Here is a 13,230-nt window from a genome sequence, read left to right as displayed (position 1 = left end):
TAGTAAAATGAACACCAAGAAAAGCTTGATCTATTTTGTTTTGTTAATTAGTTTGTTTAGTTTACTAGGTTGTGTTGGAGAAAGTGAGCCAGAGCATAATGAAGACGGTCAGTTAATTGTCAAATTAGGCAAGCAAACAGCAACCAATCCGAAGTTACCTGAAGGCGACACGTTTGAAGATAATGCTTATACGCGCCTTGCTGAAGAAGTGTTAGACATTGAACTTGTTAATGATTTTGAAGCAAATGGAGAAGATTATGATCGCCAGGTTGCTTTAGCAATCTCGTCAGGAGAGTTGCCTGATATGATGCAGGTTAGCCAAGAGGAATTTGAAGAACTTTATGAGAACGATTTAATTGCGGATTTAACAGATGTTTTTGAAGAACATGCGAGTGATTATATTCAAGGGCTCTATGACTCTTATGACATTAATCCACTAGAGGATACAACATTTGAGGGGCGCATTTATGGACTTCCGGCAGCGGTTAATGTGACGCCTCCGCACATGATCTGGATTCGACAAGACTGGATTGATCAGCTTCAATTAGATTTTGATGCTGATGGTGATAAATTAATTACCATAGAAGAATTAGAATCCCTCGCACAAACATTTATTGAAGAGGATCCTGGTCATACGGGCAATCCAGTCGGCATACCGTTAGCACATTGGTTAAATGAACCCGGCTACGGTGGCGCCTTTACCATGACAACTATTGGTTCGATATTTGGTTCTTATCCAAGAAACTGGATTGAGCGTCCGGATGGAAACATTACCAATGGTTCGTTAATGCCAGAAACCAAAGAAGCTTTGGCTCAGGTTAAAGACTGGTTTGATCGTGGGATTTTGGATCCCCAGTTTGGTACACGTTCATGGGATGACATCATGGCACTAGCAGTTAACGGCCAAACAGGAATTGTAACTGGAGCGTGGCATATGCCAGATTGGGGCTTAAGCAATGTTAAAGAAATGCATCCAGATGTTGTGTTTGAAGCCTATACGTTAGTTGACGATCAACATAAAGTTAATATCGCTAGTCAAAATCCTAGTGGTTCAATTGCAGTAGCGCGAAAAGACTTTAGTGACCCAGATATTTTGATTAAGATGATTAATCTGTTCTACGATACGTTAAAGAATGAGCCAAATCTCGAAGAGGTATACCCGGACATTTATCAGTATCAAGTGTTAGATGTTGATGGTGCTGTACGACCGCTAAACATGGAGATTCTTGGATCAACCTCAGAACTTGAACATTATGCAGAGATCAGAGATGCACTTAATGGAGAGATTGAAGTCTCTGATATACCAGATGCTAGGAATCAGTCGATTGCGCTATCAATTATGGAATACAATGATAACCCAGAGGGGGCCTCAACAGCGGCTTGGGCGCTTTATCACTCGCGTATGAAAGGTCTTAAGTTAGGTCAGTCTCTAATTGATCATAATCACTTTGAATGGGTGCATCCCGTATTCTTTGGGACAACACCGGCTATTGAACAATATTATGGTAACTTACTTTCAATGGAAGAAGAAGAATTTATCAAGATTGTAACAGGCGTAGAATCGATCGATCACTTCGATACATTTGTAGAGATGTGGCATCGTCAAGGTGGTGACGAGATTCTAGCTGAAATTGAAGCCGAAATAGCTGAGTGAAATTAAAGCATACTAAGGAGCTGTCCTGTCCGAGGGCAGCCCTTAATCAAATGTGCCTTGGCGTATTTGTGCCCGGATTTTATCAAACGTTTGCTAGCTGTATTTCAGTTGAAAATCTGTGGCATCGGCGGGAAGCTTTACCTTATTCAGTCGGGATTTAGCCCCCGTCTGAATTGGAATGCAAATGAGCAGCCATCTTAACACTTGTAGACGTGGGAGATTTCTGCTGAATGAAGTTAGACTATATTTTCAAAGGGGCTAGAATCATGCAACAAAGAAAAAGGACTGCTTCAAAACGTTTAACTAATTCAAATCTAACCTATCATTTGATGATACTTCCTGGGATTGTTTTTCTACTTATCTTTAATTATGCACCGATGTTTGGCTTGGTTATGGCTTTTCAAGACTATGTGCCAGCAAAAGGGATATTTAATTCGGATTTTGTTGGTTTCCAACATTTTGCTTATATGTTTTCACTGCCAAGCATTGAACGTGTATTTACAAATACAATTGTGATCGCAGGGGGTAAAATTATTTTTAATACGCTCTTGGCGATTGTCTTTGCCATCCTTCTGAATGAGATTAGGGTTCGCTGGCTGAAGAAGTCGGTTCAGACCATTGTTTATTTGCCCAACTTTTTATCGTGGGTTGTTCTTGCTTCAGTTGTGGTCAACATGTTCAATCTAGACGGAAGTGTCAATCATATTTTAGACAACTTTGGTGTCGGGCCTTTTAATTTTCTAGGGAGTAATCAGCTCTTTAGACCATTAATAATTGGAACCGATGTATGGAAAAGCTTTGGCTTTAACTCGATTGTCTACCTAGCTGCTATTACTTCCATTGATCCAGGCCTACATGAAGCGGCCAGCATTGATGGAGCAAACTGGTGGCGCCGTGTTTGGCATGTCACTTTGCCAGGAATGCTCCCGATCATCTTATTACTAGCGATTCTAAACCTACCTAATATTTTAAATGGTGGCTTTGATCAAATTTATAACCTCTATTCGCCAGTGGTTTATCAGTCGGGGGATATTATCGATACGTATGTGTATAGGGTAGGGCTGATGGGACGTGACTATAGCTTTGGTACAGCAGTGGGCTTATTTAAGTCAATTATAGGTCTAGTTTTAATTCTATCTGCTAATCAAACAGCAAAAAAATTTACAGAACGGCAACTATTCTAGAGAGAAGGGATATTATGAATCTTCAAAATAAAAGCTTATCCGCGAAGATCGGTAAAACATTGATATATGTGATCATTATTTTTCTTGGGTTAGTAACACTGCTTCCTTTATTAAATATTGTTGCAATCTCTTTGAGTAGTAGTGGGGCTGTAACGGCAAATGCGGTGGGGATTATACCAGTAAATTTCACGTTAGAACCATATAAAATGCTTGTTGACGATCCACAGTTCTGGCGTTCCTTCGGTATATCAGTACAACGCGTGTTTCTATCATTAGGCTTAAATATGATTTTAATTATTTTCATGGCCTATCCACTGTCAAAAAGAAAGTCTGAGTTTAAAGGACGTAGCATTTATATGAACCTATTAATCTTTGCAATGCTCTTTAATGGTGGAATGATTCCAACCTATTTGGTTGTCCGTAATCTAGGTTTACTCAATACAATATGGTCACTTGTATTGCCTAGTGCAGTACCAGTCTTTAGTGTTATTCTAATGATGAACTTTTTTAGAGGGGTTCCAAAGGCTTTAGAGGAGGCAGCTATTATAGATGGCGCCACACCAATGCAGGTTTTATTAAGGGTCTATTTACCAATTTCAATCCCTTCATTAGCAACAGTAGCCTTATTCAGTATTGTGGGGAGCTGGAATGACTTTTTCTCTGGTCTCATCTATATGACAAGAACGACTAACTATCCATTGATGACCTATATTCAGTCATTAACGGTTGATATTCAACAGATGATTCAGCAAGGCATTAATTCAACCAATTTGTCTGAACTTATGGGTGTCTCGGATCGAAACTTGAATGCAGCAAAAATTGTCGTATCAAGTATCCCATTAATTCTTATTTACCCATTGTTACAAAAATACTTTATAACAGGGATTGTAGTGGGCTCGGTTAAAGAGTAAACAAACATTGATAGTCTACTTAATTGAGGTGTGAATGATGTTTAACTTATTTGAAATGGATGGACCATTTTATCGTGCGATGGCCATAATAGCTGACTTCATGATCGTTAACTTTTTATTTATTATTACTGCTCTGCCCATTTTCACTTTAGGTGCCGCCTTAAGTGCACTTTATGGTGTTCTACTAAATTATGATGTAAATCGAGAAGAGAATATTTTTGTTTGCTACACACGGACCTTTAAACAGAATTGGAAGCAGAGCACAGTTATGAATTTATTAATCTTACTCATTTCAAGTGTATTGATTACAAATATCATGCTGTATCCTATTTACCAAGGTGTCTTTAAACCCTTGGTAAATAGTGCACTTATCATTATTTCGATTATTATATTTTTATTTTCGACCTTGATTTACCCCTACTTTGCAAAATTTCATGATTCGATGCGAAATGCCAGTAAAAACGTTTTGAAGATGATAGCAGATAATATATTTCGAACATTAAGCATTGCATGTATTAGCGTAGTGCCGATTGGCATTATGCTAGTGTCTGCTGAGCTCTTATTGCTTGGGCTCTATTTCTTTCTTTTTATTGGTTTTTCACTTGTTGGTTATATGAATGCACGTCTCTTAAATCAGATATTTAATAAATACCTTAACCATAGTCAGTGATTATTAGATAGCAGATGGGCATCTATCAAGATACGCGTTGTGCTAGAATATGGTCTGAGACGGTATTTTAGCACATCGCCCCCTCTTTTTTAGTATATAATCAGGTTTTTATACTATGTCAAATTAGGTAAATAAAAACAGTAAAACGATTGAACCTTAAGCACTCGAAGTGGTGGAGATGTTTTTCTATGGAAACTGACGATCACCACTTTATGTATCTATCTGTTTGTACAAAAACAATGTAGATGTCGTCTATTTTCTAACTTCACCCACTACCCCAATCTTGAACTAGGGTATATCCTAATTCTTTAAAAAACCAACGCCAAAAGTTTATTGCTCTATTTAAATATGTTACTTATATTTCAATATGATGGAGTAATCCTTTCGACATTCAATTCGCCCCCTTTTCTTATGTAAATATCCACCCTGTTATTTTTACATATAATTACAGAACAGAAAATCAAACAGCATGAAAATCAGAAACCTTTTAGCAGTCATTGCTAGGCTAATTACTGTTCTAACCCTGCCTCATCTGAGTTAAAATTTTTAAGGTATTGGATTACATGAACCTCTCACTGATTGAGGGCGCGTTGGATCAGGTTCTTTGCATTAGCTTGCCACATGACATTTAGCCTGAAGAAAACAGTGCATGATCGCCCTAGAAGCGCTCACTTAGGTTATAATTAGGTTAGAAAGGCATATAAAAAGGGTATAGAGGTAATAAGGGTGGATTATGGATAAGCTTCAAAAGTTTATCCTGTATGGCAATTAAGGGGGACAATTATAATGGGATTTTTAACAGGCAACATTGGTTTTATTGTATTGATGGTATTGGTTGTGATAGTAGTGCTTTGGGCGATTTCTACATACAATCAGCTTATCCGTGCGAGAGAATTTGTCCGTAATTCGATGGGACAAATATCAGCTCAGATTGAGTCGCGCTGGGATGCGCTTCAGAATATGATTGAAGGCACGAAGCAATATGCTGAATATGAAGCGAAAACGCTAGAATCGATTACAGAGCAACGTGCTTCACTCGGTCAGAATACTTCTGTATCTGAAGTGAATAAGGACGATCAGCTTTTTAATCAAGCGATGGGTCGCTTACTTGCGATTGGAGAAAGCTATCCAGACTTAAAAGCAAGCTCAGTTTATCAGGAGACATTAAAAAATGTTGATCGCTACGAACAGCAGGTCAGACAATCACGGATGATCTTTAACGATACGGTAACAAAATATAATAGAATCATTCAATCTGTACCTTCAAATATTATTGCTTCACTATTTAGCTTCACCAAAGAAGCTTATTTCGAAAACACGGAGACAAAAACTGAAATGCCAAGCTGGAGTTGATTTAATGAGGAAAAATGTTCGGAACGTTCTTATAGCATTAGTAGTCACGCTAGCGCTTAGTGTGACATTTTCAACACGAATTTTTGCTAATTCAATGTCTTCACTCGACTATTTTATTGAATTGCAGGAGGGTGGTTCGGGTATTATTACGGAAACCAGACAGATGTATTTAACAGAGGATACGGAAATTTATATTGTGATGGAAAACTTAGGCGGATCAGAGGTGACTGACTTTCATGTCAGTGACTTTGGCGAGCCGCTAACTTATGAGCCTAACTGGGATATTGACGCGAGTCGTGAGGAAAAAGCCGGTAAATACGGGATTGTTGAAACGAGTAATGGACAAGAGCTGAGCTGGGGAATTGGTGAGTATGGAGAGCACGAGTATACCGTCACGTATACGATTACTGATATGGTCCGTCAGCTTGAGGATGGACAAGGGATGAATTGGCGGCTTTTTGATGGGCGAGACAATATTAATCCTGAAGAAGTTACGCTCACAATTACTGGGCCAGAGCCGTTTACAACGGATGATACACGGATTTGGGGTTTTGGTTTTGATGGTGAGATTTACCTAGAAGATGGTGTGCTAGTGGGCTGGTCAAACGCTACCCTGTCTGATTCACATCACATTACCATTCTTATGCAATTTTTGGACAGCCCGTTTCAACCGAGTTTATCACTAGACCAAACGCTAAGCGAGCAGCAAGAGCTAGCTACAGATGGGAGTACCTATAATACGGATAACGCTGGCGATAGATTAGGACTGCTGGTGGGCATTGCGCTTGGTGGTGTAGGTCTGCTTGTGGCGCTTATGGCACTTGTTTTTGGTGGTTCTTATTCGCGCGCAATCAAACGTGCCAACCCGCTTATAACGGGTAAGCAGCGTAAGCAAATGAATGAGGATCAGTATCATCGTGATGTGCCGTATAAGTACGGTTCCGTTACCGATATAGCTTATCTACTGAAAGAAGTCGGTAACGGAGGCATGGCAGCTTATTTTAATGCCTTTATGCTGAAGTGGTTAAAAGAAGAACGTGTGACCCTTTCACATCAAGAAACGGGCCGAGTTTTTAAAAGTGAAAAAACGTCAATAAAGCTTGATCCAAGGGAATCATTTACCGATGAATTTGAGCAACGATTCTGGGAGATCCTTGCTTCTGCCGCTAATGATGATGGGGTCGTCAGTGATAGTAAGCTAAAAAAGTGGGCGCAAAAGAACTATAAAAAAATCCAGGTCATTGAAACCGATTTGCCTGAAAAATCAAAGCAAACACTGATTGATCAGTTTTACCTTGATGAAATAGAGGTAACGTATTTGGGTAATATGAAGACAAAGGTGATGAAAGGTACCGAGAAGGGCGAGCAGTTGTTTAACCATATCGTCCAATTTGAAAATTATTTGAAGGACTTCTCATTATTGGACGAAAGGGAAGCAAAAGAGGTTGCGTTGTGGGATGACCTGCTGATTTGGGCGAGCCTGTATGGCATTGCCGAACAGGTTGCCGAGCAATTAAAGGACTTTCATCCGACCTATTTTGAGGAAGGGCATATCTCGTATGCTGATATATATATGATGCATATTTTCTCGAGAAATATGTCAAGCGGCTATAGCAGTGCGGTTAATTCAGCCAGTGGCGGAGGCGGTGTGACCAGCTTCGGTGGCGGTGGTGGTTCCTTCGGCGGCGGAGGCGGTGGTTCACGCTAACCGAAGCCTATTCAAACAGGGCATGTAAGTTATGCCCTGTTTTTTTACGCCCTTAAAGCTTAATTGCCCTTTAGGTAGGGCAATGTCTTACTGACGATTATTTTATCCCGGAGCAAGCGTCCGTAAGACTTCCACTTCAAAACAAGGAGAATACCAAGATGTTTAAGTGGGAGTAACGGACGCTAGCACCCCGAATGGTTCAATTAACAATCAGTGGATTAACACAGTGCCTCATCTTTAATTTAACATATAACAGCCACTACTTATTTGACAAAACAATTTGTAGGCAGTTAGCAAGAAATTCATTCTTCAACATGACTTTAGCTAATAAATAATATTGTTTATAAGCTTTTATTGTAACTTAATTACACGCTATATAAAGGTGAATAATGTATATTAACAACAAATATAAATTTTACAGTAAAATTTTAGTATTTTATAGACTTTTTTTTGAATATTGATTATACTTTATAAAGGTAATAATAAATCTTTGAGATGGAGGATTGTGTATGAAAGAATTTATAAAATTTTCACTCGTTTTTATGTTTTTGTTCACTACCTTTGTTCCAGACAAAATATTAGGGGCAACTAATTCAGAGAATGAAGATCTGATTACAGTTAATTGTGCAACTTGTGACTATAAATATTGGAAAATTACTAGTACGACTCGAATCGGTAAAGAGTACAAGTCTAAAAGAAATTACATTGATGAATTTGAAACGACTAGAAAAGGCCAACAACATTTCGTTAATATTAGTTATAAACAAAAAGCTACTTGGTCTGGTTCGTTCTCAGTGACTTGGAATGCAGTGGGGGTTTCTCTCGGTTTCACGCCAGGAAACTCGTATTCTGTGGTATCTGTTGGAACCACTTCTGGACCGACAAAAAAAGGAGAGGTTTACAGAGCTTATTACCAAGAAGGTCAAGACAAATACAAGGTTAATCAAGCAGAATACCATTACAAGACGGGGAAAAGTAAAGCAACCGGAAAGAAAAAAACTGGCTATGCATACCAACCTAAGGCCGGAAAAGTTACTTGGGTTAAAGTCAAATGAAGCATTATTTAAGGTTTTTTTTAATATTCTTATTATTAATCATTTTATCATCATGTAATAACCAACTTGGTTTGAGCGGAAGTGAGGCGCCTGACTTTGAACTATCTATGGCAACCTTTAATGAAGATCAAATAAAAACTTATGTACAAGACAAAGATTCAATGATAATTGAAACCGCATTCTGGAATGAAGAGAGAGAAATGCTTTCTGATAATGATGTTTTCGAAGCATCGATGGAATTGTCTTCTGAACCTATTGAATTACCTCCCTATGAAGTGGAGTTGGATAATTATTATCTTGATTTTGATTTCACTACGGCAGAAGATATTCCTAATTACTTCATTGCTTTTGCTGTATTTGAGGATGGGCAACAAGCATATTGGCAAGAGGAAATACCAAATGGTGTTTTTTCTTATACTGCTCCTCATACAGGCCCGGGCATTACAAAGTGTTTAGTGATTCTACAATGGAAGAATGAGGACGATATGGTGCTTGGGCAACAAAAAGTAAAGTTTAATTTGAATGTATTAGAAAAAAACAACATTTCTTAAAGCGTAAAAAATATTATCTAAGCAGGGAACTTATCTATACACGCCATAAGCTCCCTGCTTTTTTCTGTGAAGTTTGTAATTATATCTATTTCAGTCTTCCTATCAGCTTTATCACAGATAACTGTCCGTAAAACATCCCCCATCAAAATAGCGAGCAGGTTAGGCACGAGCTAACGGTCGCAAATGTTCTGGTTCGTTCAGCGAGCAATCAGTGGGAATAAGTCCACTGGTTGAATGTTCGTTTTATAGACTTGCCAGTATGTCAATTAAAACTATTCCATTCATGTCGACCTCTATCCTGTGTCAAATTTGTGAACATCTGTAAAAAAACAGTACGAAGCATATAAAAAGGCTAACGAAAAGGGTGGTGCTTGCTATAATGGTATTTAAATGAGGTGAAAAAGATGCAGAAAAAATGGCGATTGGTGTTGCTGCACTTTTGGGTTGGTATAGGGGCTTTAGCAGGTGGAACTCCAGCAATGTTAGATCCGTTTAATCCGATGGGGATGCCTGCTGATGCACTAGTTAATGGTCCGTTTAATAGCTTCCTGATTCCGGGATTATTCCTGTTCTTAGTCATTGGTGGTGGTAATATTGTGACCGGTATCCTGATAATGAGGAAATGGATCTTTTACAGCTATACAAGTGTACTTATGGGGGTGATCCTTTGCTTATGGATCATCATTCAATGCTATGTGCTTTCTGATGTGGTTTTTCTCCATCTGCTATTCTTTGTTATTGGAGCGGTACAGGTTTGGCTAGGATTTCGTTATTGGCAAGCAGAAGGACGCGTACTGATCAGCCAAGACATCGTAAAATTGACCCGTATTTTCAAAAATAAAAAGAATGTCAGCTAAAAGTGTCCCCATCTGATGTCATGACAAGTGATCTCCAAATTTTTTAGTTTTACCCACTAATGATCTATTAGGCTCGACTATTGATAACCTGCTTAGGTGATAATCCGGTTATTTTTTTGAACGCTTTATAGAAGGTCGAGTAATCACCAAAGCCAACCGCATGGGCAACATCGAGTGCTGTCGTACCCGACATAAGCAGCTCAGATGCCTTCATAATCCGTTTGTAGGTAATGTACTCAATTACTGTGAACCCCGTTGTCTGTTTGAAAATGTGACATAAATAATATTTATTGACGTAAAAGCGCTGCTCCAATGCATTTAAGGTGATTTTTTCATCAAGATTCTGGTTGATGAATTCAAGCATTGCGACTATTTTGTGATCGTATTTATGATGATCAACGAGTGGGTTTCGGTACGATGCAAGCACCTTGTTAATGGCAATAAGCATTTGGATAAAATACGTCTTCATTAAAATTTGTCCCTCTGGTGTTGGGTCAGTAGAGGCTTGTTCAACCCTTCCCCATAGGTGCTTAATGCCATGCTTCAGCACCTTGTCTGCAGGAATCAAATTAAAGTGCCCCAACTTGCGCTTTTCAATGTAGGAAAGCAAATTATACTGCTCCGTTTGATATGAGGACACATAGTCAGGTCTAAAATGGATATACTTCCGTTCGTAGGTTGCCTGCGAATTGAACACAACGCGATGGAGCTCCTTTGCATTCGTCATAATTAAATCATTCTCCTGGAGCTGATAAGCTTGCCCTTCAATGTAATAGGTGAGATCTCCAGAAATAAAGAAAAACAGCTCATAGCAGTCGTGAATATGCGTCGCGATATCCGTTGGCGACGCCGTTACCATATGCATAAATGAAAAGGGACGACTACTGTAATTCAGGATTTCCTTGTTCATTTCACTCACCTCCGTTCTCATTTTACTTTATGTAAGGGCTTACTTCAATGGAGAAAAAGCAAGATTTGCAATTTATAGAGCAACAAAGTCAATGATATTCAACGTGGACATGCAATAGAATACTAAGTAGTGAGAGGAAATCATAATTTGAAAGGATGCTAACACATGGGTGAATTTACTTTATCAGCTTTTGCAGATGAGATTGATCAGGATTTAAAGACGCAAATGGACGTATTAGAACAGCACGGCATTGAGCACATTGAAATGCGGGGCGTCAATGGCAAATTTCTCGTCGATTACGATTTAGATGGTGTGCGTGAGATTAAGCGTCAGCTAGATGAGCGAGGCTTTAAGCTTTCCGCAATAGGCTCTCCAATTGGAAAAATTAAGATCACTGATGTATTCGCACCCCATCTAGAAAAATTCAAGCATACGTTAGAAATTGCTAAGCTAATGGATGCCCCTTATATTAGGATGTTTAGTTTTTTCATCCCATCTGAGGATAACCCCACTGACCATCGCGCTGAAGTCATCAGACGATGGCGAGCCTTTGTCGAAGCGGCTAAGGGCTATGATGTGGTCCTGCTTCATGAGAACGAAAAAGGCATTTATGGTGATACACCAGAGCGTTGTCATGATCTACTGTCGACATTAAATTGTGATTACGTAAAGGGCATTTTTGACTTTGCAAATTTTGTTCAGTGTGATGTGAAGAACTACCCAGGCGCATTTGAATTACTCAAGGATTACACGGTCTATATTCATATCAAAGATGCCGTTTATAGCGATCACCACGTTGTCCCAGCAGGAGAAGGGGACGGCGATGTGAAGCCGATTTTAACCGCACTCTATGAAGCCGGATTTGACGGCTTTCTATCGCTCGAACCGCATCTGTGGGACTTCAAGGGCTTTGATGCTTTAGAAGAGGATTCACCTGGCTTTCATTTACCAGAAGGCGGAGCGAAAAGCTTTGCGGTCGCCGTACAGGCATTGAAAAAGCTGCTCAAGCAGATTGAAAAATAGTGAGGAGGAAGCACATTGGAAAACATACGTATCGCGGTTATTGGCATTGGTAACATGGGTAGCTTTCATGCACGACAGCTCTTCGACCATCACGTTCCTAACGCTGAACTAAGCGCCATTTGTGATGTCAATTCTGAACGATTAGATTGGGCCAAGCAAACGTTTGGCGATCGTGTCAAGCGCTTTGAAACACCAGAGCAGCTTTTTGCCGCCAAAGCATGTGACGCCATCTTTATCGCAACGCCACACTACGATCACCCGAGCTTAGCCATTCAAGCCTTGCAAGCGGGCTATCACACCTTAATCGAAAAACCCGCGGGCGTCTATACAAAAGCAGTCAGAGAAATGAATCAAGTCGCTGAACAAAGCGATAAGGTTTTCGGGATTATGTACAACCAAAGAACGAACCCACTTTATCAAAAGGTTAAGGATCTAATCGAATCCGATGAGCTCGGTCAAATTAAGCGAACGAATTGGATCATTACCGATTGGTATCGCCCGCAAAGCTATTATGATGCCGGTAGCTGGCGCGCAACTTGGCGTGGAGAGGGTGGCGGCGTCTTACTTAACCAAGACCCCCACCAGCTCGACCTTTGGCAATGGATTTGCGGCATGCCTAAACGTGTCCGCTCGTTCATGTCATTCGGCAAATATCGTGACATCGAGGTAGAGGATGACGTGACCGCTTATGTCGAGTATGAGAACGGTGCGACTGGCCTGTTCGTCACCAGCATTGGAGAAGCCCCTGGAACAAACCGATTTGAAATCAGTGGTGACAAAGGTAAAATGGTGATCGAGAACGGCAAGCTCACCTTTTGGCGCTTGCGTACATCAGAAAGCCAATTCAACCAAGAATTCAAAGGCGGCTTCGGCAGTCCAGAATGCTGGAAGTGCGACATCCCAATTCACGGCGAAAATGAACAACACGTTGGCATCCTGAAAAACTGGGTAAACGCGATCCTGAACGGCACCCCGCTGTTAGCACCAGGCGTAGAGGGCATCAACGGCCTGACAATCTCCAACGCGATGCATTTGTCAGCGTGGACAGACGGCTGGGTAGAGCTCCCGCTAGACGAAGCACTGTTTTATGAAAAATTAAAGGAACAGATCGTGAACTCGACCTTTACGAAGACAAGTGAAAATGTCACGCTAGATGTCGATGGCACGTATTGAAAAGTAAATAGTTAAGAACGGTAAGCAAAGTGATCGGCGACCTTCTAGTCGCTTTCGCTTTGCTTTTTTGTTGATCAGTGGGTGATTCGGGCTAGCATATTCCCTGGGAAATATCTTTGCCTTAAGCGCCGTTCAGAAAGTGCAATAAAAATGATGCATTGAGAAAAAGAGCTTCTACTAA

General features: G+C 40.1%; 12 protein-coding genes. 11 read left to right on the top strand and 1 reads right to left on the bottom strand.

All coding sequences use genetic code 11. The annotated features are described in order from the left end of the window. Positions 1–7: 7 nt before the first annotated feature. The 9 genes from B494_RS0105965 to B494_RS0105925 all read left to right on the top strand — a co-directional run bounded on the left by B494_RS0105965 (position 8) and on the right by B494_RS0105925 (position 9,943). The gene (locus tag B494_RS0105965) at positions 8–1,654 is read left to right on the top strand and encodes an extracellular solute-binding protein (protein WP_017471466.1); all 1,647 of its coding nucleotides are present in this window, start codon (positions 8–10) and stop codon (positions 1,652–1,654) included. Positions 1,655–1,920: 266 nt separating this feature from the next. Then, positions 1,921–2,838 carry an ABC transporter permease gene (locus tag B494_RS0105960; protein ID WP_033193473.1) on the top strand — a complete coding sequence of 306 codons (918 nt, stop codon included), beginning with the start codon at positions 1,921–1,923 and terminating at the stop codon, positions 2,836–2,838. Positions 2,839–2,852: 14 nt separating this feature from the next. Further along, a complete protein-coding gene (locus B494_RS0105955) occupies positions 2,853–3,749 on the top strand; it encodes a carbohydrate ABC transporter permease (RefSeq protein ID WP_017471464.1) in 897 nt (298 codons plus the stop codon). 37 nt (positions 3,750–3,786) lie between these two features. Further along, the gene (locus tag B494_RS0105950; protein WP_017471463.1) at positions 3,787–4,419 is read left to right on the top strand and encodes a DUF624 domain-containing protein; all 633 of its coding nucleotides are present in this window, start codon (positions 3,787–3,789) and stop codon (positions 4,417–4,419) included. Between the two features lie 786 nt (positions 4,420–5,205). Next, the gene (locus B494_RS0105945; protein ID WP_017471462.1) at positions 5,206–5,772 is read left to right on the top strand and encodes a LemA family protein; all 567 of its coding nucleotides are present in this window, start codon (positions 5,206–5,208) and stop codon (positions 5,770–5,772) included. Positions 5,773–5,776: 4 nt separating this feature from the next. Then, a complete protein-coding gene (locus B494_RS0105940) occupies positions 5,777–7,480 on the top strand; it encodes a DUF2207 family protein (RefSeq protein WP_017471461.1) in 1,704 nt (567 codons plus the stop codon). Between the two features lie 509 nt (positions 7,481–7,989). Further along, positions 7,990–8,535, top strand: a complete 546-nt coding sequence (locus tag B494_RS0105935) for a hypothetical protein (protein ID WP_017471460.1) — start codon at positions 7,990–7,992, stop codon at positions 8,533–8,535. Then, entirely contained in the window at positions 8,532–9,086 is a 555-nt protein-coding gene (locus B494_RS0105930; protein WP_017471459.1) for a hypothetical protein, read from the top strand. Before B494_RS0105935 ends, B494_RS0105930 begins: the two co-directional genes overlap by 4 nt. Before the next feature lie 404 nt (positions 9,087–9,490). Then, positions 9,491–9,943, top strand: a complete 453-nt coding sequence (locus tag B494_RS0105925) for a hypothetical protein (RefSeq protein ID WP_017471458.1) — start codon at positions 9,491–9,493, stop codon at positions 9,941–9,943. A 67-nt stretch (positions 9,944–10,010) separates the two neighbouring features. Here B494_RS0105925 and B494_RS0105920 read toward each other — a convergent pair whose 3' ends face one another. After that, positions 10,011–10,853, bottom strand: coding sequence for an AraC family transcriptional regulator (locus B494_RS0105920; RefSeq protein ID WP_017471457.1), 843 nt, complete (start codon positions 10,851–10,853; stop codon positions 10,011–10,013). Positions 10,854–11,018: 165 nt separating this feature from the next. Between B494_RS0105920 and B494_RS0105915 the strand changes: the two genes are divergently transcribed. Then, positions 11,019–11,876, top strand: a complete 858-nt coding sequence (locus B494_RS0105915) for a sugar phosphate isomerase/epimerase family protein (protein ID WP_017471456.1) — start codon at positions 11,019–11,021, stop codon at positions 11,874–11,876. A gap of 15 nt (positions 11,877–11,891) precedes the next feature. Beyond that, on the top strand, positions 11,892–13,049 hold the full coding sequence (locus B494_RS0105910; RefSeq protein ID WP_017471455.1) for a Gfo/Idh/MocA family protein: 1,158 nt from the start codon (positions 11,892–11,894) through the stop codon (positions 13,047–13,049). Positions 13,050–13,230 lie beyond the last annotated feature (181 nt).

This window comes from Amphibacillus jilinensis Y1 (assembly GCF_000306965.1).
Lineage (GTDB): Bacteria > Bacillota > Bacilli > Bacillales > Amphibacillaceae > Amphibacillus_C > Amphibacillus_C jilinensis.
This window is presented reverse-complemented; position numbering and strand designations above follow the sequence as displayed.

What these genes read in the sequence shown, in the direction of transcription:
- B494_RS0105965 (WP_017471466.1), top strand. Translation starts at nt 8, where the DNA reads ATGAACACCAAGAAAAGCTTGATCTATTTTGTTTTGTTAATTAGTTTG.
- B494_RS0105960 (WP_033193473.1), top strand. Translation starts at nt 1,921, where the DNA reads ATGCAACAAAGAAAAAGGACTGCTTCAAAACGTTTAACTAATTCAAAT.
- B494_RS0105955 (WP_017471464.1), top strand. Translation starts at nt 2,853, where the DNA reads ATGAATCTTCAAAATAAAAGCTTATCCGCGAAGATCGGTAAAACATTG.
- B494_RS0105950 (WP_017471463.1), top strand. Translation starts at nt 3,787, where the DNA reads ATGTTTAACTTATTTGAAATGGATGGACCATTTTATCGTGCGATGGCC.
- B494_RS0105945 (WP_017471462.1), top strand. Translation starts at nt 5,206, where the DNA reads ATGGGATTTTTAACAGGCAACATTGGTTTTATTGTATTGATGGTATTG.
- B494_RS0105940 (WP_017471461.1), top strand. Translation starts at nt 5,777, where the DNA reads ATGAGGAAAAATGTTCGGAACGTTCTTATAGCATTAGTAGTCACGCTA.
- B494_RS0105935 (WP_017471460.1), top strand. Translation starts at nt 7,990, where the DNA reads ATGAAAGAATTTATAAAATTTTCACTCGTTTTTATGTTTTTGTTCACT.
- B494_RS0105930 (WP_017471459.1), top strand. Translation starts at nt 8,532, where the DNA reads ATGAAGCATTATTTAAGGTTTTTTTTAATATTCTTATTATTAATCATT.
- B494_RS0105925 (WP_017471458.1), top strand. Translation starts at nt 9,491, where the DNA reads ATGCAGAAAAAATGGCGATTGGTGTTGCTGCACTTTTGGGTTGGTATA.
- B494_RS0105920 (WP_017471457.1), bottom strand. Translation starts at nt 10,853, where the DNA reads ATGAACAAGGAAATCCTGAATTACAGTAGTCGTCCCTTTTCATTTATG.
- B494_RS0105915 (WP_017471456.1), top strand. Translation starts at nt 11,019, where the DNA reads ATGGGTGAATTTACTTTATCAGCTTTTGCAGATGAGATTGATCAGGAT.